The organism is Halomonas sp. AOP7-E1-9 (assembly GCF_052376035.1).
Lineage (GTDB): Bacteria > Pseudomonadota > Gammaproteobacteria > Pseudomonadales > Halomonadaceae > Vreelandella > Vreelandella citrativorans.
The window spans coordinates 26244-48693 of the sequence record NZ_JBQSVC010000022.1 but is presented as its reverse complement, the minus strand read 5'-3'; the positions used below and the strand labels follow the sequence as shown (position 1 = coordinate 48693).

General features: G+C 53.4%; 22 protein-coding genes. 15 read left to right on the top strand and 7 right to left on the bottom strand.

The window, feature by feature from the left end:
• Nucleotides 1–143 precede the first annotated feature (143 nt).
• Both fadB and fadA read left to right on the top strand, forming a co-directional pair.
• A complete protein-coding gene (gene fadB, locus ACT3R4_RS12625; protein WP_441679212.1) occupies nucleotides 144–2321 on the top strand; it encodes a fatty acid oxidation complex subunit alpha FadB in 2178 nt (725 codons plus the stop codon).
• A gap of 24 nt (nucleotides 2322–2345) precedes the next feature.
• Nucleotides 2346–3524, top strand: coding sequence for an acetyl-CoA C-acyltransferase FadA (fadA, locus tag ACT3R4_RS12620; RefSeq protein ID WP_441679213.1), 1179 nt, complete (start codon nucleotides 2346–2348; stop codon nucleotides 3522–3524).
• A 52-nt stretch (nucleotides 3525–3576) separates the two neighbouring features.
• On the opposite strand, the gene ACT3R4_RS12615 is transcribed toward fadA, so the two are convergent.
• Nucleotides 3577–4047: a flavodoxin family protein gene (locus tag ACT3R4_RS12615; RefSeq protein WP_441679214.1), complete on the bottom strand. Its 471-nt coding sequence runs from the start codon at nucleotides 4045–4047 to the stop codon at nucleotides 3577–3579.
• A 233-nt stretch (nucleotides 4048–4280) separates the two neighbouring features.
• On the opposite strand from ACT3R4_RS12615, the gene ACT3R4_RS12610 reads away from it, so the two are divergent.
• The 12 genes from ACT3R4_RS12610 (at nucleotide 4281) to ACT3R4_RS12555 (ending at nucleotide 13539) form a co-directional block, all read left to right on the top strand.
• Nucleotides 4281–4496 (top strand): hypervirulence associated TUDOR domain-containing protein, encoded by a 216-nt coding sequence (locus ACT3R4_RS12610; RefSeq protein WP_192527727.1) that lies wholly within the window; start codon nucleotides 4281–4283, stop codon nucleotides 4494–4496.
• A 60-nt stretch (nucleotides 4497–4556) separates the two neighbouring features.
• Complete coding sequence (locus tag ACT3R4_RS12605; RefSeq protein WP_192527726.1) at nucleotides 4557–4928, top strand: thiol-disulfide oxidoreductase DCC family protein; 372 nt, start codon at nucleotides 4557–4559, stop codon at nucleotides 4926–4928.
• A 40-nt stretch (nucleotides 4929–4968) separates the two neighbouring features.
• Entirely contained in the window at nucleotides 4969–5505 is a 537-nt protein-coding gene (locus ACT3R4_RS12600; RefSeq protein WP_441679215.1) for a hypothetical protein, read from the top strand.
• A 66-nt stretch (nucleotides 5506–5571) separates the two neighbouring features.
• Complete coding sequence (locus ACT3R4_RS12595) at nucleotides 5572–6048, top strand: YbhB/YbcL family Raf kinase inhibitor-like protein (protein ID WP_441679216.1); 477 nt, start codon at nucleotides 5572–5574, stop codon at nucleotides 6046–6048.
• 77 nt (nucleotides 6049–6125) lie between these two features.
• Nucleotides 6126–6467, top strand: a complete 342-nt coding sequence (locus ACT3R4_RS12590; RefSeq protein WP_172118326.1) for a zinc ribbon domain-containing protein YjdM — start codon at nucleotides 6126–6128, stop codon at nucleotides 6465–6467.
• 253 nt (nucleotides 6468–6720) lie between these two features.
• Nucleotides 6721–7185, top strand: a complete 465-nt coding sequence (locus ACT3R4_RS12585) for an SUF system Fe-S cluster assembly regulator (protein ID WP_441679217.1) — start codon at nucleotides 6721–6723, stop codon at nucleotides 7183–7185.
• A 112-nt stretch (nucleotides 7186–7297) separates the two neighbouring features.
• Nucleotides 7298–8740, top strand: coding sequence for a Fe-S cluster assembly protein SufB (gene sufB / locus ACT3R4_RS12580; RefSeq protein WP_172118324.1), 1443 nt, complete (start codon nucleotides 7298–7300; stop codon nucleotides 8738–8740).
• A 79-nt stretch (nucleotides 8741–8819) separates the two neighbouring features.
• Nucleotides 8820–9569: a Fe-S cluster assembly ATPase SufC gene (sufC, locus tag ACT3R4_RS12575; RefSeq protein WP_441679218.1), complete on the top strand. Its 750-nt coding sequence runs from the start codon at nucleotides 8820–8822 to the stop codon at nucleotides 9567–9569.
• Complete coding sequence (gene sufD / locus ACT3R4_RS12570; RefSeq protein WP_172118322.1) at nucleotides 9566–10909, top strand: Fe-S cluster assembly protein SufD; 1344 nt, start codon at nucleotides 9566–9568, stop codon at nucleotides 10907–10909. The genes sufC and sufD overlap by 4 nt, the downstream gene beginning before the upstream one ends.
• Before the next feature lie 27 nt (nucleotides 10910–10936).
• Nucleotides 10937–12202: a SufS family cysteine desulfurase gene (locus tag ACT3R4_RS12565; RefSeq protein ID WP_441679219.1), complete on the top strand. Its 1266-nt coding sequence runs from the start codon at nucleotides 10937–10939 to the stop codon at nucleotides 12200–12202.
• A gap of 26 nt (nucleotides 12203–12228) precedes the next feature.
• Nucleotides 12229–12798, top strand: coding sequence for a putative Fe-S cluster assembly protein SufT (sufT, locus tag ACT3R4_RS12560; protein ID WP_172118354.1), 570 nt, complete (start codon nucleotides 12229–12231; stop codon nucleotides 12796–12798).
• A gap of 18 nt (nucleotides 12799–12816) precedes the next feature.
• Nucleotides 12817–13539: a SanA/YdcF family protein gene (locus tag ACT3R4_RS12555; RefSeq protein WP_193055125.1), complete on the top strand. Its 723-nt coding sequence runs from the start codon at nucleotides 12817–12819 to the stop codon at nucleotides 13537–13539.
• Between the two features lie 3 nt (nucleotides 13540–13542).
• Here the strand turns inward: ACT3R4_RS12555 and ACT3R4_RS12550 are convergent, their stop codons facing one another.
• The 4 genes from ACT3R4_RS12550 to ACT3R4_RS12535 all read right to left on the bottom strand — a co-directional run bounded on the left by ACT3R4_RS12550 (nucleotide 13543) and on the right by ACT3R4_RS12535 (nucleotide 16542).
• Nucleotides 13543–13989, bottom strand: a complete 447-nt coding sequence (locus ACT3R4_RS12550) for a hypothetical protein (protein WP_172118319.1) — start codon at nucleotides 13987–13989, stop codon at nucleotides 13543–13545.
• An 88-nt stretch (nucleotides 13990–14077) separates the two neighbouring features.
• Nucleotides 14078–14986, bottom strand: a complete 909-nt coding sequence (gene rimK / locus ACT3R4_RS12545; RefSeq protein ID WP_087111618.1) for a 30S ribosomal protein S6--L-glutamate ligase — start codon at nucleotides 14984–14986, stop codon at nucleotides 14078–14080.
• Nucleotides 14987–15026: 40 nt separating this feature from the next.
• Nucleotides 15027–15467, bottom strand: a complete 441-nt coding sequence (locus tag ACT3R4_RS12540; protein ID WP_172118318.1) for an ATP-dependent zinc protease family protein — start codon at nucleotides 15465–15467, stop codon at nucleotides 15027–15029.
• A 37-nt stretch (nucleotides 15468–15504) separates the two neighbouring features.
• Nucleotides 15505–16542 (bottom strand): DUF3549 family protein, encoded by a 1038-nt coding sequence (locus ACT3R4_RS12535; protein ID WP_441679220.1) that lies wholly within the window; start codon nucleotides 16540–16542, stop codon nucleotides 15505–15507.
• Nucleotides 16543–16829: 287 nt separating this feature from the next.
• Between ACT3R4_RS12535 and ACT3R4_RS12530 the strand changes: the two genes are divergently transcribed.
• Entirely contained in the window at nucleotides 16830–17162 is a 333-nt protein-coding gene (locus ACT3R4_RS12530) for a YqcC family protein (protein WP_172118353.1), read from the top strand.
• Nucleotides 17163–17327: 165 nt separating this feature from the next.
• Here ACT3R4_RS12530 and putP read toward each other — a convergent pair whose 3' ends face one another.
• Both putP and putA read right to left on the bottom strand, forming a co-directional pair.
• Entirely contained in the window at nucleotides 17328–18818 is a 1491-nt protein-coding gene (putP, locus tag ACT3R4_RS12525; protein WP_193055123.1) for a sodium/proline symporter PutP, read from the bottom strand.
• Nucleotides 18819–19127: 309 nt separating this feature from the next.
• Nucleotides 19128–22319, bottom strand: coding sequence for a bifunctional proline dehydrogenase/L-glutamate gamma-semialdehyde dehydrogenase PutA (gene putA / locus ACT3R4_RS12520; RefSeq protein WP_441679221.1), 3192 nt, complete (start codon nucleotides 22317–22319; stop codon nucleotides 19128–19130).
• Nucleotides 22320–22450 lie beyond the last annotated feature (131 nt).

The window sequence follows — 22450 nt, the reverse complement described above, 5'->3', positions numbered from 1 at the left end:
CAGGGATTAGCCAAAAGTCAGGGCTTGACGTTGTTCGATTACTCAACCAAGCTAACGCTATCAAACGACCGTATGAAATATCGGCGAGCCTGCTGAGAAACTGCTGACAGGGGCGCCAGTTCAAACTTGTGGAGAGAGCACGGATGATCTATCAAGGCAATGCCATCACGGTGGAGCGTCGTGACACCCTGGGTGGCCATCATATCGCACGGCTCATTTTTGATTTAAAAGATGAGTCCGTAAACAAGCTTTCCAGCGCTGTTGTTACCGAACTGGGAGAAGCCGTTCGCGCTCTTCAGGCGGAAAGCGACTTGCAGGGCCTGATGATTGGCAGCGGCAAAGATGCATTCATCGTCGGGGCGGATATCACCGAGTTTCACAGCCTGTTTACCAAGGGTGAAGCGTACCTTGAAGAGATGAACCTCAAGGTGCACGAGATATTCAATGCGATTGAAGATCTCCCTTTTCCAACCGTTGCCGCTATTAATGGACTTGCCTTGGGTGGCGGGTGCGAAGTGCTGCTCACCACTGATTTTCGCGTGATGAGCGAAAAAGCTAAAATTGGCCTGCCGGAAACCAAACTGGGCATTTTGCCGGGCTGGGGTGGTTGTGTACGCTTGCCACGCTTGATTGGCGCTGACAACGCGATTGAATGGATTGCCGGTGGCACTGAAAACCGTGCCGATGCGTCACTGAAAGTAGGTGCTGTCGATGCAGTGGTCACGCCCGAGCAGCTTGAGGAGGCAGCGTTAGACATCCTCGACCGCGCTAACGCCGGCGAGCTTGATTACCAGGCGCGCCGCGCAGAGAAAAAAGGCCCCTTAACGCTCAATGCTATCGAACAAATGATGGCGTTTGAAACGGCCAAAGGGTATGTCGCCGGTAAAGCGGGGCCGCACTATCCAGCCCCTATTGAAGCTATTAAGGTTATTCAAAAAGGTGCGGGTGAAGAGCGCAGTCGCGCCCAGGCCATTGAGGCGAAAGCCTTTGCCAAGCTTGCGCTAAGCAGCGTGGCGTTTAACCTGGTCGGTCTGTTTATGAACGATCAGGTCGTCAAAAAGAAAGCCAGCAAGTATGAAAAGCAGGCGCAGCCTGTTAAGCAAACGGCCGTGTTGGGCGCCGGTATAATGGGCGGTGGTATCGCTTACCAAAGCGCCTCTAAAGGCACGCCTATCTTGATGAAAGACATCAAAGATGAAGCCATTGAACTGGGCCTGAAAGAGTCCCGTAAACTATTCGCCAAGCAGGTTGAGCGTAAAAAACTCACCAGTGAGCAAATGGCGGAAAAGCTGACCAATATTCGCCCCACGCTCTCCTACGGCGACTTCGGCAATGTTGATTTGGTGGTTGAAGCGGTTGTTGAAAATCCCAAAGTAAAAGGTGCGGTGCTCAGCGAAGTCGAAGAGATGGTAGGAGAGAATACGATCCTGACCTCCAACACATCGACCATTTCGATTAACCGCTTGGCTCAGAATCTGAAGCGCCCTGAAAATTTCTGTGGCATGCACTTTTTTAACCCTGTGCATCGCATGCCGCTGGTTGAAGTTATTCGCGGTGAAAAAACCTCTGATGCAGCCGTTGCGGCGACGGTGGCTTACGCTCGCGCCATGGGGAAAACGCCCATTGTGGTGAATGACTGCCCCGGCTTTTTAGTAAACCGTGTGCTGTTCCCCTATTTCGGCGGCTTCAGCCTCCTGGTCGAGCAGGGTGCCGACTTCCAGCGTGTTGATAAGGTCATGGAGAAATTTGGCTGGCCGATGGGGCCTGCTTACCTGCTGGATGTAGTAGGTATGGATACGGCGGTTCACGCCAATGAAGTAATGGCGGAAGGCTTCCCGGACCGCATGGCGCGTGAAGGCAAAACGGCAATCCAGGTGATGTACGAAAACGAGCGCCTGGGCCAGAAAAACGCCAAGGGCTTTTATGCCTATGAAGAGGATAAAAAAGGCAAGCCCAAAAAAGTAACGGATGAGCAGGCCTACGCGTTAATCAAGGAAGTGGTTAGCGACCAAAAAGAGTTCTCCGACGAGGATATTATTGCTCGCATGATGGTGCCGCTCTGCATGGAGACGGTTCGTTGTCTGGAAGACAATATCGTTGATACGCCTGCCGAAGCGGATATGGCGTTGATTTACGGTATTGGTTTCCCGCCTTTCCGCGGTGGCGCGCTGCGCTATATCGACGCCATGGGCGTGGCGGAGTTCGTCAAACTGGCGGAAGAGCTGGCTGAAGAGCTCGGCCCGCTATATGCGCCGACTGAGAAGTTGCGCCAGATGGCGACGAACAATGAGCAGTTTTATCCCGCCCCCGGTCAGGCTTAAGTCACCGCGAACAGGAGAAATAAGATGAGTTTGAATCCCAGAGATATCGTGGTGGTCGACGGTGTACGTACCGCCATGGCAAAAGCCAAGCATGGCGCATTTCGTAACGTTCGTGCGGAAAACCTGTCCGCTGCTGTCATGCAGGCGTTGTTTTCCCGTAATCCCAATCTAGACCCTTCAGAAGTAGATGATGTGATTTGGGGCTGCGTTAACCAGACCCTTGAACAAGCCATGAACATTGCTCGCAACGCGGCGATCATGACCGGCATTCCACGCTCGGTACCGGCTCAAACCGTTAACCGTCTATGTGGCTCCTCCATGACGGCGCTGCATATTGCGGCGGCGAATATCAAAGCGGGCATGGGCGATTTCTACATCATTGGTGGTGTAGAGCACATGGAACATGTGCCCATGGCGCATGGGGTTGATGTAAATCCTGCGATTAGCAAATACGCCGCTAAAGCCTCCATGATGATGGGGCTGACCGCCGAGCTACTAGGTAAGATGTACGGTATTACGCGGGAAGATCAGGACCGGTTTGGCGTGCGTTCGCACCAGCGTGCTCAGGCAGCAATGGAAAAAGGCTACTTCGAGAATGAGATTGTCGGTGTTGAAGGCCATGACCAGCGCGGCTTTAAAGTGCTGTTCAAGAGCGATGAAGTGATCCGCTCTGATGCAAGCCTTGAGTCCATGGCCCAACTTAAGCCGGTGTTTGATCCGCGTAGCGGCACCGTGTCGGCAGGCACGTCGTCAGCGCTTTCCGTGGGCGCTTCCGCCATGGCGATCATGAGCTACGAGCGTGCCCAAGCATTGGGGCTTGAGCCTATCGCTAAAGTGCTTTCCACCGGTGTGGCAGGTTGTGATGCATCGATTATGGGCTATGGCCCGGTGCCGGCTTCTAAAAAGGCGCTGAAAGCCGCAGGCCTTTCGTCGGATGATATCCAGACTGTCGAGCTTAACGAAGCCTTTGCAGCGCAAAGTCTGCCGGTATTAAAAGACCTGGGCTTTTTGGATGCCATGGACGAAAAGGTTAACTTAAACGGTGGCGCGATTGCCTTGGGCCACCCACTAGGTTGTTCCGGCTCACGCATCAGCACCACGCTGCTTAACGTTATGCAGCAGCGCGACACCACGTTAGGCCTGGCGACCATGTGCATTGGTATGGGACAAGGGGTTGCGACGGTATTTGAGCGCTTGAAGTAACCAGCTCTATGCACTGATAAACGGCACCTATCAGGGTGCCGTTTTTTACGCCTTAAATAATCCCAGCCTCCAGGCTGGCAGCCACGGATAGCCCCAGCTCTTCGCATTGCTCGATAAAACCTGCCTGAAAGTCGCCTCGGCAAATAAGTGGCTCTTGTATGAGTCTCCAGCGCAGCCCAGTAGTAATGCTCTCAATGCCACGCTGAGTGCCGGTGCCATCGTGGCCTGCCCGAATATAAAACGCGAACGGTAAACCTTCGGTTTTATCAAGGCAGGCGTAGTAGCATCGATCAAATACGTCCTTCACTAGCCCTGCCATATAGCCCAGATTTTCAGTGGTGCCGAGAATAATCGCATCGGCTGAAAGAATATCGTCCGGTTGTGTTTCAAGCGGGGTGAGCGATGTTACCACCACCTTTTCCACGTCAGGATGGGACGCGCCGTGTACCACAGCCTTCAGCATCTTTTGTGTGTTCTCGGAAGGTGCGTGCGCAATGATCAGCAGTTTTTTGCATTCCGCCATGGCTGCCTCTTATCTGATGAAGTAAGGACACGCAAAGGCAAGCAGCCATTCTTTAGAGCGGCGCGTCTACCTGATGGTAGGGTAGCAACCTGTCTCCCGTGTGTCGTCTCAGGTGAATACTTAGCGCTATGAGTGAGTACATCTACACTTAAGGTTCAGTGAACCAAATTCTGATAGGGATGGGGAATGATAGGGGGGAGAACGATAGAGGTGGAGAACAATAGGAGTGAAGAATGGCTAAGCGCTTCAAGGTTGGCGATCACATAAAATGGAACTCAGAGGCTGGCTATGTAAGCGGGCATATCTCTCGCGTACATACGCAGGATACGACCTACAAAGGTCATCACCGTTATGCCAGTGAGGAGGAGCCGCAGTATGAAATCAAAAGCGACAAAACCGATCATGTTGCGATGCATAAAGACGCCGCGCTTACTCTGATGGATCACTAGCATTGCGTCGTGCCACCGACGTGCCACACTTACCCCCTCAATGTCCGCTCTGAGTATTATATGCCCACTGACAACACAATTAAGGTCTATTACGATGCGGTTTGTCCCCGCTGCCGCAAAGACAGGCAGCGTTATGAGCATTGGGCAGGCGAGGGGGCAAGCGATATTCGTTGGTGTGATGTCAGTGAGCACCGGCATACACTGCAAGAGAAGGGTATAGAACCTGACACTGCGTTAAAGTCGCTGCATGTTGAGCAGGCTGATGGGGATATAGTAGAAGGCATTGATGCCTATCGCCTGTTAATGGCTCGGGTTGTCTTTTTACGCCCGGTTGCGTGGTTGATCGGCCTGCCGGTGATTAAACCAGGGTTAAGGAAGCTCTATGATGGCTGGGTAAAACGACGCTTAAAGCAGCAGGGTCGCTGGTCTTAAAAATGATGGTGGTAATTTGCATGGGGAGCCCATAGGAAACATGAAAATAAAGCAAAACATGTTATGTGTCCTGCTACTTGGGAGTGTGCTATTGGCAGGGTGTGCAGGCAAGCAACACAGGGCGACATCGACCGCACCTCAAGCGAATGATGAGCCTGTTCAGGCAGCACCCGTTGCAAGTACCAGCAGTGTATCGGCGACTGACTGGGTGCCGCCGCTGTACATAAGCCCTGAAGAAGAGGCTTCTTACTATGTGAGCCGATTGTCCGATCGCCGCTTCGTTTCCTATTACGGAGACCAGGATAACCGCCGCACCTTTTATATTGCCGCCGAGCGGTTAGGTGATATTGGCTTACCCGCAGTGCCACTTTTGTATGCGCGCTTGAATACCCAGGATGAGTACGAACAAATGCTGGTGCTTTACGCGCTTCAACTGGCAACACAAGATCCGCTGCTAACGTCTAAAACCGGTGGGAATTATGTGCAGCTACCCTCCGTGCTAAGCCCCGAGAGCAACGCAGAAAATGTGGTAATTGCGCAGCAGTGGTGGCAACGCAACGCGGGTTATCTGAATTAACGTTGATGCCTTGGATATTTACTACCACTCTGTAGACATAGTGATTGGCTAACCAGGGAGAAACTTATGGCATTTGCTCTGTCATCAATGGAAGTCACCAGCACCGCTTTTGAGCAGCATCAGGCGATTCCTGCCCGCTATACCGGGGAGGGCGATGATCTATCGCCTCCTCTTGAGTGGCATAACGTACCTGAAGGTACAAAAGGGTTTGCGGTTATTTGCCACGACCCCGATGCGCCGCTGGTAAAAGATGGCCGCTACGGGTTTGTTCACTGGACCCTTTATAACCTGCCCGGCGATATTGCCGGGCTGGATGAAAACACTCAGCTGGGCACTTGTGGCAATAACGACTTCGACAAGCAGGGCTACGGCGGTCCTATGCCCCCAGAAGGGCATGGTAAGCACCTTTACTACTTTTTAGTGCTTGCTTTGGATCAGTCAATGGATCTGCCAAAAGGTCTAAGTGTCGCGGCGCTATTTGAGAAGGTAGAGCCGCACGTATTGGGAATTGACCGGCTTGTAGGCACCTACCAGCGGGGCTAATGCCCCCTTGGACTGGAGCATTTTGCCTAACCGGTGTAGGCTCCATCGCTTTGCTGGTTTTTGTGATGGAGCCATTGATGAACGAATTACCTAATTGTCCTGCCTGCGCCTCAACGTTCACTTACGATGACGGCTTGCAGTACGTCTGCCCGGAATGTGGTAATGAGTGGTCGAAAACGGCGGATGCCGATGCCCCTGACGATATTCCCAGCGTACGCGATGCGAACGGCAACCCCCTTTTTGACGGCGATAGTGTGACCGTCATTAAAGATTTAAAGGTCAAAGGCAGCTCGTTGGTTGTTAAGGTCGGCACGAAGGTTAAGAGTATTCGTATTGTTGAAGGTGATCATGATATCGACTGTAAAGTTGATGGCATTGGCCCCATGAAGCTTAAATCTGAATTCGTTAAAAAAGCCTGATGCTCAGTTAATCAGGTGCTGAGCCATAACAAGCCTATCCCTGGTGGATAGGCTTTTTTGTGGGATAGCCAATAAAATTCTTAAATGATAATGATTGTTGTTTTTGATGGTAACGGCGGCGAACGTGCCAGAACTTGACGCAATTTGCCAAGAATTGGGCAATAGGGCTTCACATCGATTTTATACAGGACTAAAATGGTACCCAATTAACACGCAAGCCAGCCTGATGATTTGCTGGCTAACGGGAGTCGCTATGCTCAAGCTTTCTCGGCTGACAGATTACGCCGCTGTTGTGATGGCACAAATTGCGCGTCACCCAGAGGCATCGCATACGGCTGCAGACTTGGCGGAAGACGTACAGCTACCGCACCCAACGGTAAGCAAAACGCTTAAGATGTTGGTCCGAGCGGGGCTTTTAGCGTCACAGCGAGGGGCGCAAGGCGGTTACCGGCTTGCCAGGCCCGCGTCACAAATTACCGCAGCGGATATTATTGCGGCGATTGAAGGCCCTGTCGCGATGACCGAGTGTAGCCATGCCCAAGGAGAGTGCGAGTTGGTCGCAACGTGTGGTGTGGCCGACAATTGGCAGCGTGTATCGCTCGCGATTAGTACCCTGCTTGAAAGCGTAACGTTAGCCCATTTGGCGGCATCATCGCCTCTCAAGCTACCCGTACAATTACCAATTCAAAGTATCAATCTATCGGCGGTATCTGCATAGCTCTGGATATACAGGGTTCTGAACATACGCAAATCCCGATCAGCGTTGATACGCATTTATTTATAATTGACGGCGAGCGGTGCTCGCCACCAACTGCCCGGAGGGTAACACCATGGCAACCGAAGAAATGGAACAGTTGGTTCGTCGCGAATACAAAGATGGCTTTGTAACCGATATTGAAAGCGACACGCTTCCACCTGGTCTAGACGAAAATACCATCGCGTTTATCTCCAAGAAGAAGGGTGAGCCGGAGTGGATGCTTGAGTGGCGTCTTGACGCTTACCGCCAGTGGTTGGCCATGAAAGAGCCTTCCTGGGCGCATCTTGATTATCCGCCTATCGACTACCAAGCGATTTCCTACTTCAGTGCGCCCAAGCGCCCCGAAGATGGCCCGCAAAGCCTCGACGAAGTAGATCCCAAGCTGCTGGAAACCTACGAAAAACTGGGTATTCCACTACACGAGCGGGCGGCGCTTGCCGGCGTTGCAGTTGATGCGGTATTCGATTCAGTATCCGTAACGACGACCTTTAAAAAGGAACTGGCTGAAGCCGGTGTTATCTTCTGCTCCATTTCTGAGGCAATCCGCGATTATCCCGAGCTGATCAAGCAGTATTTGGGTACCGTCGTGCCGGTGGCCGATAACTACTTTGCCGCGCTTAACTCAGCCGTGTTTACCGACGGCTCGTTCGTATTTGTTCCTGAAGGCGTTACCTGCCCGATGGAGCTATCGACGTACTTCCGTATCAATGCGGCCAATACCGGCCAGTTTGAGCGTACGCTGATCATTTGCGAAAACCGTGCTCAGGTTTCTTATCTGGAAGGTTGCACCGCGCCGATGCGCGATGAGAACCAGCTGCACGCGGCCGTTGTTGAGCTTGTCGCATTAGATGATGCCTACATCAAATACTCTACCGTCCAGAACTGGTACCCCGGTGATGAGAACGGCAAGGGCGGCATCTATAACTTCGTGACCAAACGTGGCGACTGCCGTGGCGCGCGTTCACGCATTAGCTGGACCCAAGTTGAAACCGGCTCGGCCATTACCTGGAAATATCCTTCCTGCGTGCTGCGCGGTAAAGACAGCATTGGTGAGTTCTACTCCGTTGCCGTTACTAACGGGCGCCAGCAGGCCGATACCGGTACCAAGATGATTCACATTGGTGAAGGCACGCGTTCCTATATCGTGGCCAAAGGTATTTCGGCAGGTAAGAGCGACCAGTCCTATCGCGGCCTGGTGAAAATTGGCCCGCGTGCCAAAGGCGCGCGTAACTTCACGCAGTGTGATTCGCTGCTGATTGGCGACAAGTGTGGCGCTCACACCTTCCCGTATCAGGAAATCGGTAACAGCACGGCAACGATTGAGCATGAAGCCACCACCTCAAAAATTGGTGAAGATCAGCTGTTCTACTGCCGGAGCCGGGGTATTTCCGAGGAAGATGCGGTCAGTATGATTGTTAACGGTTTCTGTAAAGATGTTTTCCAGGAGCTACCGATGGAGTTCGCGGTAGAGGCTGAAGCGCTCTTGAACGTGACATTGGAAGGCGCGGTAGGCTAATCGTTTAGCCGGATTGCCGTACACATTACTTTGATACGCGTCGCGCCAGCGACTCGCCAGAATTAGAAGGTTTATGACTATGTTGCAAGTAACTGATTTACACGTCACCGTTGAAGACAAGCAGATCCTTAAAGGGCTTACCTTGACCATCAACGCCGGTGAAGTACACGCCATCATGGGGCCTAACGGCGCGGGTAAATCAACCCTGTCAGCGGTGATTGCTGGTAAAGATGGCTATGAAGTCACCCAGGGCAGCATCACCTTTGAAGGTAAAGACGTACTTGAGATGGAATTTGAAGAGCGCGCCCAGGCAGGCCTGCTGTTGGGTTTCCAGTACCCGGTTGAGATTCCGGGGGTAAAGAATATTTACCTGTTGAAGTCAGCGCTGAACGCCCAGCGCAAGGCGCGCGGTGAAGAAGATATGCCAGCGCCTGAGTTTATGAAGCTGGTAAAAGAGAAGCTTGGCTCTATGAAAATGGATGCCAGCTTTCTGCAGCGCGCGGTTAACGAAGGCTTCTCTGGCGGCGAGAAAAAGCGCAACGAAATTCTCCAAATGCTGGTGCTTCAGCCTAAACTCGCCATGCTGGATGAGATCGACTCCGGCCTTGATATCGACGCCATGAAAGTGGTCGCCGACGGTGTTAACAGCCTGCGTGCCGAAGAGCGCGCGATTCTGTTGGTAACCCACTATCAGCGCCTGCTTGACTATATCGTTCCTGATAAAGTCCACGTCCTGGTTGACGGCCGTATTGTTAAAACCGGTGATGCCGAGCTTGCCAAAGAGCTAGAGGCTAACGGATACGAAGGTATTGAGGAGTCTGTGGCATGAGCGATACGCAAACCTTTCTGGACACGCTAAAAGCGCGTAGCCAGCAGCGCGAAACGGAGCCGTCGTGGATTGCCGCGCGTCGCCAAGCGGGCGCTGCTCGCTTTGAAGCGCTGGGCTTTCCCACGCGCCGTGACGAAGAGTGGAAATATACCGATGTTCGCACCATCGCTCAGGGTAACTTTACACTGGCCGATAATGGCGACTACTCACCCGCTCAGGCAGCAGCGTTAACGCTACCTGTCGCGGCTTATCGGTTAACGTTTGTTGATGGTGTTTACGCCCCGGCGCTGTCGGATATCGACGCACTGCCCCAGAGCGTTCATGTTATGCCACTGTCAAAAGCGCTTGCTGAAAATCACGAAGCGGTGGGTGGCCCACTTGGCCGCTTAACAGGCGTGGATTTCTCTCCCTTCGCAGCCTTGAATACCGCGTTTATGGAAGAAGGCGCTGTGGTGCGTATCGCGCCGGGTACGGTGGTCGATAAGCCTATCGTGCTGCAGTTTCTCTCCAAGGCGAGCAGTGCGCCGGTGATGAGCCATCCACGTATTCTGGTTGAGGCGGGTGGTCGCAGTGAAGCCACGTTGATTGAGCACTATTGTGGCGATCAGGACGCAGCCAACTTCACCAACATTGTGGGCGAATTTATGTTGGACCGCGGCGCTATCCTGAACCACTACAAGCTTCAGGAAGCACCGCTTAACGACATGCATATTGCCAGCATGCATGTTGAGCAGGGGCGCGATAGCCGTTACACCTCGTATAACCTGAATCTGGGTGGTGCGCTGGTGCGTAACGACCTGATCAGTGACCTTAATGGTCAGGGGGCCGAAACCAACTTCTTTGGCCTGTTCTTCGGTCAGGGTCGTCAACATGTGGACAACCACACCAAGGTCAATCATAACGCGCCCTTGACGTTCTCCAATGAGAACTACAAAGGCATCCTGGATGACCGTGCGCATGGCGTGTTTAATGGCAAGGTGTACGTTAAGCGCGATAGCCAGAAGATTGAAGGCTTTCAGAGCAACCAGAACCTGCTGCTGTCTGACCGCGCCCAGATTGATGCCAAGCCTGAGCTGGAAATTTATGCCGACGATGTGAAGTGCTCTCACGGCACCACGACCGGTCAGCTGGATGAAGAGGCTATTTACGCGCTGCGTACGCGTGGTATCGATGAGGCGACGGCGCGGGGGCTGTTGACCCTGGCCTTTGCCGGTGAAGTGCTGGATAAAGTGACGCTGGATGAAGTCGCTGAGCGCGTAGAGCTTGCGGTTGCCGGTAAATTGCCGGAACGCTTTAACCTGGCTGGCCTGGTAGAAACGGCCGTCGCGCTCAACGACTAAGTTCTACGGCCTACTAAGGAGTGATGAATGTCGTCTACGGTACTTGAGAAAGCGACAGCGAATGGCCAGGCACCTTTTGACGTTCTGGCACTACGCAATGACTTCCCGATCCTTCGTCGGGAAGTGCATGGTAAGCCGCTGGTCTATTTGGATAACGCTGCCACCAGCCAGACGCCTCAGCAGGTAATAGACGTGTTTAGCGATTACTACTCGCGCTATAACGCGAATATTCACCGTGGCCTGCATACGCTGGCCGATGAGGCGACGGTGGCGTATGAAAACACACGCCAGCGTGTTAAAGCGTTTCTCAATGCTGAAGAGGCGCGCCAGATTATCTTCACGCGTGGCACGTCGGAAGCCATTAATCTGGTGGCTCAATCATGGGGTCGTACCCACCTGGCAGCAGGTGATGAAGTATTGATCTCACTGCTTGAGCATCACTCCAATATTGTACCGTGGCAGCTATTGGCGGCTGAGCGTGGTTTTACCATTAAAGTGATTCCGGTGGATGAAACGGGGGCGCTGGATATGGCGGCTTACCGTGCGCTGTTAAGCGAGCGCACTAAATTGGTCGCCGTGAACCATGTGTCTAACGCACTGGGAACCATTAATCCGGTAAAAGAGATGGCGGCACTTGCCCACCAGCATGGTGCGGTCATTCTAATTGACGGCGCGCAGGCGGCACCTCATCAGGAAGTGGATGTACAAGCGATTGATGCCGATTTTTACGCCTTCTCTGGCCACAAGGTTTACGGGCCAACAGGCGTCGGCGTACTTTACGGTAAGCAGGCACTGCTTGAATCCATGCCGCCCTGGCAAGGCGGTGGTGAGATGATCAAGACGGTCTCCTTTGACGTTGGCACTACCTTTGCGGATATTCCGCATAAGTTTGAGGCAGGCACCCCCGCCATTGCTGAAGTCATTGCCTTGGGCCGCGCACTTGAGTGGATCGAAGGTGTTGGCGTCGCGGCGATTGGAGAGTGGGAAGGGGTGTTGCTTGAACATGCTACTCAAGGCGTAAAGCGCATTGATGGATTGCGGATTGTGGGAACCGCGCCGCACAAAGCCGGGGTGCTATCGTTTGTTGTTGACGGTGCACACTCCCAGGATATTGGTCTGTTGATCGATCAGTTAGGCGTCGCCATTCGTACCGGTAATCACTGTGCGCAGCCGCTGCTTCAACACTTTGGCGTGGATGCTACGTGCCGAGCATCGTTTGCGGCGTATAATACCCTCGAAGAAGTGGAGGTGTTTATTGCCGCTCTCAATCGCGTTATTGGCATGGTGCGTTAAGGCAATCTATGAGTAACGAGAAAGCTATGGACATCGAGCAAATCGCGAGCCTTGAGCGGGGCCAGAAATTGCCACTTCAGCGTGACGTGGAAGCTATTGCGATTCCCTTTGGGAAAACGGATATCCTGGCGGAAGATAGCGTTGTTAGCGTGATGCAAGCCAAGGGCAGCTCGGTCAGTGTTGGCTTTGAAGGGCGCCTCTATCTCATAGAGGGGCGCAATTTAGATGCCTTGGGGCTTGAGGCGTTACCGCGCCCGACCCTGCACGAAAATGCCAGCGAGGAAGAAATAGAGCAGTTTGTATGGGACCAACTACGGACCTGCTTTGATCCGGAAATCCCGGTTAATATCGTGGATCTCGGGCTGGTGTATGGGTGCCGTATTGAGCGGCTGATTACGGGCGAGCAGGTCGTGACGATCCGTATGACGCTGACCGCTCCTGGCTGTGGGATGGGGGATGTCATTGCGGCAGATGCACGTAATAAAATTCTCGGAGCGCCCCAGATTAGCAAGGTCCATACCGAGATTGTGTTCAGCCCCTCCTGGAACCGTGACATGATGAGCGACGAGGCGAAACTTGAGCTTGGCATGTTCTAAGCGCCTCAGGATAGCCGGATGCACAGCGTCTTGCTAAGGTGGATCAAACGCCTGCTAATGTCGCTAGGAGCGTTATTGCTGCTGGCGGCATTGCTATTTGTAGGCGGTAATTTATGGGTAGTAGGTAGCACGGCACGCTACATCGAAAGCCAAGTGCTTGAGTGTCGCCCTGCGGATGTAGGGATTGTATTTGGCACCTCCCACTGGACTCGCAGTGGTCTACGTAACCCGCATTTTCATGCCCGCATGCGTACGTCAGCCCTGCTTGCCAATGAGCAGCGCGTGTCTCATTTGTTGCTGTCGGGGGATAATCGTACCCAAGCGTATAACGAGCCGCGTGCCATGTGGCGTGATTTGCATCGACGAGGCGTACCTGCCGAGCAGCTCACCATGGATTTTGCGGGGTTTAGTACCTACGATACGCTGGCGCGAGCCCGCGACGTTTTTCAGCTTGAGCAGGCGCTTTTGGTGACCCAAAGCTGGCATTTGCCGCGCGCGATATTTATTGGTCGCGCACTTGGGTTGGATGTAACGGGATGCGTTGCAGAAGAGAACCCTGCAGCCGATGAGTGGCGTTTGAGAGCGCGCGAATGGTTGGCGCGAGTTGCGACGCTGGGCGATATCTATATATGGAATCGGCAGCCTTACTTTCTGGGCCCACCCGAACCCATTGAGCTTCAAAACGTCGTGCCATTCACTGCGCCGACGCTTGATAGGCTGGAACCAGAACAAGTTTTATAGAGCTTAGCGCTTTGCTTTACGTTTTTGCAGCGTATAAAGCTCGCGAATAAGCTTACGGCACCCCTGCATGCACTCATCCACCACCGGCTCAATAGGGTCGGGTAGCGGGTGGGTAAACAGGGTAGATAGTGCCTGCATCAAAACTCGCTCTTGCTCTAACAGCTCGTTGATTAATACCTGGCTATCGTTGCCCACAAAGCTTTTTAGACGGCTCCATAGCCATAAAAAATCATCGCGTTCAACGTCAGCATCTCGCGGCAGCATCTTTAAATGTGCTCGTGCAAGTTCCTGGAGAGAGCGCATCTGCTTTAAGCGCGCTGTATAGTGCGGCTTCAGCGCATCACGCAGCGAGGGGCGCAGGCGTTCGATATTGTCCTGGAAATAATCAATGCTGTCGGCCAGCGCTTCTAACACACTGTCCATCGCCACTTGGCGATTGTCGAGAAACATGAGCGTCTACCTCCTTCGGTGACGCAGATTGTGGGGGGGGCAGCAAATATTTGCCACCCCTCATACGGATTATTTTTGGTTTTTTCCCTTAACCTTTAGGCTTGGGCGGCGCTTTACGATTTGGAGAGGCATTTTTTTCAATATGTTCAATGATCAAGCCTGCAATATCCTTACCGGTTGAGTTCTCGATACCCTGAAGGCCTGGTGAGGAATTGACTTCCATAATGACTGGCCCGTGGTTAGAGCGTAAAAGATCGACCCCCGCAACGCGTAGGCCCATGGCTTTGGCTGCCCGAATGGCCGTTGAGCGCTCTTCCGGCGTAATCCGAATAACACTGGCCGTGCCGCCCCGGTGTAAATTAGAACGGAACTCGCCTTCTGCTGCCTGGCGCTTCATGGAAGCGACGACTTTATCACCAATAACAAAGCAGCGTATATCCGCGCCGCGAGCTTCCTTGATGTACTCCTGAACCATGATGTTGGCCTTCATGCCCATGAACGCTTGAATCACCGATTCAGCGGCCTGGTTGGTTTCCGCCAATACAACGCCGATGCCTTGCGTGCCTTCCAGCAGTTTGATGACCAGTGGGGCGCCTTTAACCATGGTAATCAGGTCCGGAATATCATCCGGCGAATGGGCAAAGCCGGTAATCGGCAGCCCAAGTCCCTTGCGCGAAAGCAACTGGAGCGAGCGCAGCTTGTCACGGGAACGAGTAATGGCAACGGAGTCATTAATAACGTAGGTGCCCATCATTTCAAACTGACGCAGTACCGCACAGCCATAGAACGTTACTGAGGCGCCAATGCGCGGAATGACAGCATCGAACGGCTCAATTTCCTGCCCCTTGTAGTGAATAGAAGGGTGGTGAGATGCAATACTCATGTAGCAGCGCAACGTATCAACAACACGGGCCGAGTGCCCACGCTGCTCAGCAGCCTCGATGAGGCGACGTGTCGAGTACAAATTGCGATTACGTGACAGTAGTGCGATATGCATTCAGGACTCCGGGCCAAATAAAGGGCTAATCGTCATTAATTTAAGGCTCGCCATGTAAAAATGCAGCGCCCGGGGCCACTAGCAGGCGGCGCATGGCGCGGCGCCCTAATAGCATGGCGTGACGCATATTGCTGCGATCTGTCAATGTCAATTCAACAGGAAAGCTCATCTGGCCCATTTCCATCATCGTACGAACAACATATCGCCATTCGCTATGCCCATTTGAGCTGATCACCCGGCGTCTATCATGCAGATGCATTTTTAGGCGATGAGCGGGCGTTTCTGGCCCACCGCTATGGGTGATAAAGCTAATCCATAGCTGCCCATGCTCATCTTCATGTGTTTCAATTTCCTCGGCATGTAGTGCTGATGTACGTGCCCCGGTATCTGCCTTACAGCATAGGTGAAGCCCCAGCTCAGGCAACGTCACCATCTCGCGACGGCCAATAACCGCTTTAGCCTGGTAGGGTAGTTCCTTCACGGCTGACTCCTTGAAATTCGTTAATAGCGCTGCCCATTTAACGGCTAGCCGCTGATGTCATGGCCGCCATACGTCGCTGTATGGCCGAACCGTTAGGGGCATCTCGTAACGCTACCATTATTGGTAGCCGTAAACGCGGTATTAAAGCAAGGTCGCGCACGACCGCAGAAAAGTTGGTCCGTTCATCCTCCGCCAAGCGGCTCAGGAAAAGCGGTAAACGATGCGCGTCTTCCAGTAAGAGCCAACCGCGACCAGCCATCGCAGCCAGTACATCGGGTCCACACGCATGAGCGTCTTCCAGCAAGCTTGTATACCAGTCGCCTACGCTTGGTTGGCACGTGCTACCCACCGCACGAATACAGGCGCAGAGCGTTTCAACATCGCCTTCACTCGCCGCTTTTTCACCTATCTCACGCAGCGCCAACACTATCGACGCCACTGCTAGAGGCTGATGCTCTAAACAGTAGCAGAGTGAGTGCACAACGCTAGTGGGTAGGGTGGCGAGCCGGGGGGCCAGGGTGTTGGCCTGGGAATCATCCATGCGTGCCGTGAAATCGGCGATTCCTTGAAGCCCTAGTGCTTGCCAGTCAATGGTTTGCTGGCCGGTCAGATAGGCTTCAACAGGCTCGAGATGTTGGCTGGCGGGCAGTTCACGCTCTTGCGTTGCGAAGGCGTTGAGCACTGCCTGGAAGGTTACGTTAGGCGTAAAGGCGAGCGGATTATCCGTCATTAAATGCTCCACGTCTTTAGCGTTCTGGCCTACGTATGCAACATTTTTCCCCAGGGTTTCCATCAGGCGATTTAAAAATCCATCGCGCTGAGCGGGGGAGAGCAGCCCCTGCTCGTCAAGAGGAAGCGCTAAAAACCATATCGCCGGTTCGGGCATGTCGCCTAGCCGAAATATGGCCGCGAAGCGTGCCTGACCTTGCCAAGGCTCGGGCCAGGCACATTGGCCACGCTCAAAGCGACTCAGTGTCTCACGCGAGCAGGCACTCACGCGTCGGCCCATATAATAGAGCGAAACCTCGGCGCCACTACGTGTAAAAAAATCATCAATGGTCTGAATCGGTTGCATGATGTCCTTCCGCTTTGCAAGTCTGCACTCTACCTTGACCGCTGCACAGTGTCAGCCGTAACGGTCGATAAATTGGTACTTTTTTATACGGATGATCAAAAAATGAACAACTTCCTGCAAGCCTCTTGAGAGTAGCGTTAGCGAGACCTTTCCATAGTTTATCCACAGCCTCTTGCAGGTTTTCTGTGAATCGGTGAATAACCTGAGTTGGCGGGGGATAAAGTGGTAACTCGTGGACAGAGTTGGGATAATGGGCATTAACCAAACTGATTTGATACAAGGTGTATATGAGCGTCCATCAACAGCTTCAAACCGCGCTTCTTGAGCTTGAAGCCGCCATGAAGGCCGCCAATTTATGGCGCGTCCCCACGCCGGATGTAACGGCGTTCGCAAGCCAGGAACCCTTCTGTATTGATACGATGTCGCTGCCCCAATGGGTGCGTTTTGTATTCGTGGCACGGCTGAATGCGCTCGCCGAAGCGAAAGCGCCAATGCCTGCGAAATGCGAGGTAGCCCCGGCAATGGCCGCCTATCTTATTCAGGAAAAAGTACGCCCCAGCGACCAATGGCTGGTCGTGCGTGCTTTTGAGAAAGTCGACCAGCTGGTTACCGAGAATTAATCGGTAGTACGTCGCCTTGTATGCGTTGCGTCAGAATTCGTTGGTGACGCATCCAAAAGCGATGACCGACGGGTGACCGATCAGTTGCGCGTTTGTTAGTACCGTTGTGCAATACGAAAAGGCCACCTCGCGGTGGCCCTGGTAACGCTCTATTTATCTACTGCGTTAGGACTCAATACGCTGATATTCACCGGCATCAGCGGTCATGCTACTTACCACCATAATGGCGATGAAAGAAGCGATGAAGCCGGGGATGATTTCATAGATGCCGGGGCCACCCATAAACTCGCCGTTCCAACCCAGTGCGATCCAGATAATAACGGTGAGAGCACCTACTACCATGCCTGCAATGGCGCCCGCTCCGTTGGTGCGTGGCCACATTAGTGACAGAATGATTAAGGGACCGAAAGCGGCACCAAAACCTGCCCAAGCGTTACTCACCAGGCCGAGTACCTGTGACTCTGGATCAGAGGCGATAATGGCGGCTATCAGGCCTACCAGCACGACACAAATCCGGCCAACGGTAACGGTCTGCTTTTCCGATGCTTGTTTGTTCAGGAACAGGCGGTAGATATCCTCTGTCAGTGATGAAGACGCCACCAGAAGCTGGCTGGAAATAGTACTCATCACTGCCGCCAGAAGGGCCGCAAAAAGGAAGCCGGTCACCAGCGGATGGAATAAAAGCTCTGCCAGGATAATAAAGATAGTTTCGGGATCCTGAATTTCCAGGCCATTACGAATAGCGTAAGCCCGGCCAAAAATACCGAGCGAGATGGCGCCAATCAGGGAAATAGCCATCCAACCCATACCAATATTACGGGCGGTAGGCACATCTTTCAGATGCCGGATAGCCATAAAGCGCACGATAATATGCGGCTGACCGAAATAACCCAGCCCCCAGGTCACCGCCGAGAGCCAGCCAATAAAGGTCAAGCCCTCTGTCCACGACAGTAGCGTTGGATCGACTTCATTAAGGGTCTGGGTTGCTTGGCTGAAGCCTCCACCGCCTTCGCCGAACAGCACCACTGCGGGCATGATAATTAGCGCCAGCATCATAATGCAGCCTTGTACAAAGTCCGTCAGGCTTACGGCCAAAAAGCCGCCCACTACGGTGTAGACAAGTACCACGCCCAGCGTGATGATGATGCCGGTTGCATAATCGCTTAGGCCACCAACATTCACCAAGCCAGAAAACGCACTTTCGAATAGCTTACCGCCAGCCACCAAGCCTGACGCGGTGTAGACCGCGAAGAAGATGACGATGACAATCGCCGAGACCGTTTTCAGTGACATTGCCCGGGTCGGGAATCGGTTAGCCAAAAAGGCGGGGATGGTGATTGCATTGCCATAGTGAACGGTCTGTTCACGCAGGCGGGGTGCAACCAGAAGCCAGTTGAAGAAGGCCCCGACGAACAGACCGATGCCGATCCAGGCAGAGCCCAGGCCCGATACAAACATCGCGCCAGGTAAACCCAGCAGCAGCCAGCCACTCATGTCTGAGGCACCCGCTGAAAGAGCGGCTACTTTAGGACTTAAGGTACGGCCGCCTAGCACGTAATCTTCAGAGGTGGATGTCGATGTGCGCATCGCATAAAGCCCGATGCCGATCATCAGCGCAAAGTAAGCAAAAAGGCTGATCCAAACGCCAATAGCCATGAAATTCTCCCGTTTATCAAGTCGGATAGCACCGACCGGTGAGTGCGCTTACCGAGCCATGCTTGGTAATAGCACAGACTTATTGTTGTTAACCCTATTTCTTGTTAACCCAGCCTTTTGTTCACGCTGTAACCTGCAAACATTTGGCGAAGGTACCGTCAAAAAGAGGTTTCAAGCGTTTATTTGCCATATTCCCTGTGCCTAATGCCCCCCTTCTGTGGAGGGGGCATGTAAAGGCCGTTACGCTTTTATTTTCAACCATGAGAGATCCTTTTTGAGGAGTTCAGGTTTTCCATTTAGATGAGCTATTTACTCATCGCCTAGCGCCAGCAAGGACGCATTCCCGCCTAAAGCGGCCGTATTGTTAGTAATCGTCTTTTCAGTGATAAAACGCTGCAGGTAATTCGGCCCGCCTGCTTTAGGGCCTGTACCTGAAAGCCCTTGTCCACCAAAGGGTTGAACGCCTACTACGGCCCCAATGATATTACGATTAATGTACACATTGCCCGCACGAATTTTCTGTGCAATGCCCGCAGCAAAGGATTCATTACGGCTATGGACACCAAACGTTAGCCCGTAACCCCGGCTATTGATATCGCTGATCACCTGGTCAAGCTCGCTGGCCTTATAGCGCACAATGTGCAGTACAGGACCGAATTGTTCGCGGGTTAACGCATTGATACTGTCGATAGTAAAGGCCACAGGGGCCACGAAGGTACCGTTTTCGGTGTGCTCGGCTGACATGGGCGTTTCGGCGACCAGGCGATCTTCCCCTTTAAGCTTTTCGATATGCTCAAGCAGGCCCTTGCGCGCCTCCTCGTCGATCACCGGGCCAACGTCAGTACCCAAATCGCGCGGATCACCGATACGCAGCTCGTTCATTGCGCCTTTTAAAATCGTGATGACGCGGTCGGCAACGTCGTCTTGCAGGTAAAGAACTCGCAATGCCGAGCAGCGTTGACCAGCGCTTTGGAACGCAGACTGGATAACATCCACCACGACCTGCTCGGGAAGCGCGGTAGAGTCGACAATCATGGCGTTCATGCCGCCGGTTTCAGCAATCAGCGTGGGCAGCGGCGCATTTTCACGCGCAGCCAAGGCACGGTTGATGATCTGCGCCGTGTCGGTGCCGCCGGTAAATACCACGCCAGTAATGCGCGGGTCAGAGGTCAGCACGCTACCCACGGTTGGGCCATCGCCTGGCAGCAACTGAACCACATCGCGTGGCAAGCCCGCTTCATAAAGCAGCTCGATCACCCGGTGGGCGACAATTGACGTTTGCTCGGCAGGCTTGGCCAGCACGGTATTGCCCGCAACCGCCGCCGCAACAATCTGCCCGCAGAAAATCGCCACCGGGAAGTTCCACGGACTGATCGCGGCAAACACGCCTTTACCGCCCATGATTAGCTGGTTGGATTCACCGGTCGGGCCTGGCAGCTCAATCGGCTCGCCGAAGGAGTCTTCCGCGCGCATGGCGTAATAGCGGCAGAAATCGACGGCTTCTTTGATCTCGTCCACACCGTCCGTTAAGAGCTTGCCGCCTTCGCGTGAGCAAAGGGTCATAAGCTCCGGCATGTGCTCTTCCATTAGGTCAGCCAAACGGCGCAGCACGGCAGCACGTTCGGTAACCGGCGTGGTTTCCCAGCGCGGGAAGGCATTCCAGGCAGCGTCAAGCGCCTTGGTGGCCTGTTCTTTGGTTGTCCACTGAACGCTGCCTACGCTTTGACGGCGATCAAAGGGGCAGGTCACGTTGTGGGTATTGGCAGCATCGTCCGCCACATCGAACGCCAGCAGCGGTTTGACCGGGTACTGCTTATCCATAAAGACGGCCATCTTATCCATTAACGGATAGAAGTGGCTGCGGATATTCAGGTTGACGCCTCGCGAGTTGCGCCGCTTGGACCCGTAAATATCCTTGGGTAGCGGAATCTGCGTATTGGCTAAGGATGTCTGCTTACGCAGAGCCTCTATGGGGTGCTGGCAAAGCCATTCCACCGGTACTTCGGGGTCGACCAATTGGTGAACAAACGACGAATTCGCGCCGTTTTCCAGCAAGCGGCGAACCAGATAGGGTAGCAGGTCTTTGTGCGCGCCGACTGGCGCGTAAATGCGGCAGTACGTACCTTGGGGAGCGCGCTTCAAGGCAGCTTCATAAAGGGCTTCGCCCATGCCGTGCAAACGCTGGAACTCAAACGGACGACTATCGTGATTGGCTAATTCAAGAATAGTCGTAACCGTATGCGCGTTATGGGTCGCAAACTGGGGGAAAATGCGCCCGAGGGTATCGTTTGACAGCAGGAACTGAGCACAGGCCAGATAGGCAACATCCGTGCACGCCTTGCGGGTATAGACGGGATAGCCGTCGACACCCAGCTGTTGAGACTCCTTGATTTCGCTATCCCAGTAAGCGCCTTTCACTAAACGCAGCGGAATTTCATCACCTTGCTCATCCGCTAAGCGGTTAATGTAGTGCAGTACCGGCAGGGCGCGCTTGGAGTACGCCTGCACGACCAGTCCAAAGTGTCCCCAGCCTTTAACCGCATTGCTTGAGTAAACGTCGCGGAAAACTTCCAACGAAAGCTCCAGACGGTCAACTTCTTCGGCATCAATGGTGACCGCCACATCCAGCTCGCGAGCTTTGGATACCAGCTTGATAACTGTATCAACCAGCTCTGCCAGCACCTGTTCGCGGCGACCAAACTCATAGCGGGGATGCAGCGCTGAGAGTTTGATCGATACCGAAGGCTTGGGCGTTTTATCACTTAAGTGCTGGGACGTTTTACCCACCTGCTCTATGGCGCGGGCGTAGTCGTCAAAGTAGCGTTTGGCATCATCGTGGGTGCGTGCGGCTTCACCCAGCATGTCGTAGGAGTAGGTGTAACCTTTATTGAATAGCGGCTTGGAACGTTTTAACGCTTCGTTAATATCACGGCCCAATACGAACTGTTTGCCCATGATTTTCATCGCTTCAACCATCGCGCGACGAATCACAGGCTCACCCATACGATTAACCATGCGGTTAATAAACGTCGCAGGCTGGCCATCTTTAGGGTGGTCAAGCTTCAGGACACGGCCGGTCATTAACAGACCCCATGTGGAAGCGTTCACCATCCATGACTCACTTTTGCCCGTATAAGACTGCCAGTCAGCGGGGCCAAGCTTATCTTCAATCAGCGCATCGGCAGTGGCTTTGTCGGGAATACGCAGCATCGCTTCAGCCAGGCACATCAGCATCAGCCCTTCGTGGGTATCCAGACTGTACTGCTGTAGGAGCTCATCAATGGTATCTACCGCCGTGTCCATTTCACGGACATCGTGGATGAGCGCTGCCGTATTGGCCTCAATGCGGGAGAAGCCTTCGTGATCCGTATCCAGCAACTTGATTAATTCGCCGACGTAGGTTTCTTCGTCCACAAGATAGTGGTCGCTCACCTGAGCCATCAGCACATCAAGGTCCGTTTGCCAGGTGGCAGAGTCACGCATGTTTTTAGCGTTGAGCATTGAGGCCCCCGTAAATTTACATAAAAACGAGTAGGTGGTAGGGCATTTCGCCCAAGCTGCGCTCGAATGTAGAGTGGTCTGTGATTTGGTGTATGTCGTTTTCTCGGTAAAACGTGTCAATTTCGCGGCAA

Bases quoted from the DNA above. Each gene is read 5' to 3' on its own strand.
- ACT3R4_RS12535 (WP_441679220.1), bottom strand. From the start codon at position 16,542: ATGCAACCGATTCAGACCATTGATGATTTTTTTACACGTAGTGGCGCC.
- putP (WP_193055123.1), bottom strand. From the start codon at position 18,818: ATGGCTATTGGCGTTTGGATCAGCCTTTTTGCTTACTTTGCGCTGATG.
- sufT (WP_172118354.1), top strand. From the start codon at position 12,229: ATGGACATCGAGCAAATCGCGAGCCTTGAGCGGGGCCAGAAATTGCCA.
- ACT3R4_RS12565 (WP_441679219.1), top strand. From the start codon at position 10,937: ATGTCGTCTACGGTACTTGAGAAAGCGACAGCGAATGGCCAGGCACCT.
- ACT3R4_RS12600 (WP_441679215.1), top strand. From the start codon at position 4,969: ATGAAAATAAAGCAAAACATGTTATGTGTCCTGCTACTTGGGAGTGTG.
- ACT3R4_RS12530 (WP_172118353.1), top strand. From the start codon at position 16,830: ATGAGCGTCCATCAACAGCTTCAAACCGCGCTTCTTGAGCTTGAAGCC.
- rimK (WP_087111618.1), bottom strand. From the start codon at position 14,986: ATGCATATCGCACTACTGTCACGTAATCGCAATTTGTACTCGACACGT.
- sufB (WP_172118324.1), top strand. From the start codon at position 7,298: ATGGCAACCGAAGAAATGGAACAGTTGGTTCGTCGCGAATACAAAGAT.
- ACT3R4_RS12615 (WP_441679214.1), bottom strand. From the start codon at position 4,047: ATGGCGGAATGCAAAAAACTGCTGATCATTGCGCACGCACCTTCCGAG.
- ACT3R4_RS12595 (WP_441679216.1), top strand. From the start codon at position 5,572: ATGGCATTTGCTCTGTCATCAATGGAAGTCACCAGCACCGCTTTTGAG.
- fadB (WP_441679212.1), top strand. From the start codon at position 144: ATGATCTATCAAGGCAATGCCATCACGGTGGAGCGTCGTGACACCCTG.
- ACT3R4_RS12550 (WP_172118319.1), bottom strand. From the start codon at position 13,989: ATGTTTCTCGACAATCGCCAAGTGGCGATGGACAGTGTGTTAGAAGCG.
- ACT3R4_RS12610 (WP_192527727.1), top strand. From the start codon at position 4,281: ATGGCTAAGCGCTTCAAGGTTGGCGATCACATAAAATGGAACTCAGAG.
- fadA (WP_441679213.1), top strand. From the start codon at position 2,346: ATGAGTTTGAATCCCAGAGATATCGTGGTGGTCGACGGTGTACGTACC.
- ACT3R4_RS12585 (WP_441679217.1), top strand. From the start codon at position 6,721: ATGCTCAAGCTTTCTCGGCTGACAGATTACGCCGCTGTTGTGATGGCA.
- sufD (WP_172118322.1), top strand. From the start codon at position 9,566: ATGAGCGATACGCAAACCTTTCTGGACACGCTAAAAGCGCGTAGCCAG.
- sufC (WP_441679218.1), top strand. From the start codon at position 8,820: ATGTTGCAAGTAACTGATTTACACGTCACCGTTGAAGACAAGCAGATC.
- ACT3R4_RS12605 (WP_192527726.1), top strand. From the start codon at position 4,557: ATGCCCACTGACAACACAATTAAGGTCTATTACGATGCGGTTTGTCCC.
- putA (WP_441679221.1), bottom strand. From the start codon at position 22,319: ATGCTCAACGCTAAAAACATGCGTGACTCTGCCACCTGGCAAACGGAC.
- ACT3R4_RS12555 (WP_193055125.1), top strand. From the start codon at position 12,817: ATGCACAGCGTCTTGCTAAGGTGGATCAAACGCCTGCTAATGTCGCTA.
- ACT3R4_RS12590 (WP_172118326.1), top strand. From the start codon at position 6,126: ATGAACGAATTACCTAATTGTCCTGCCTGCGCCTCAACGTTCACTTAC.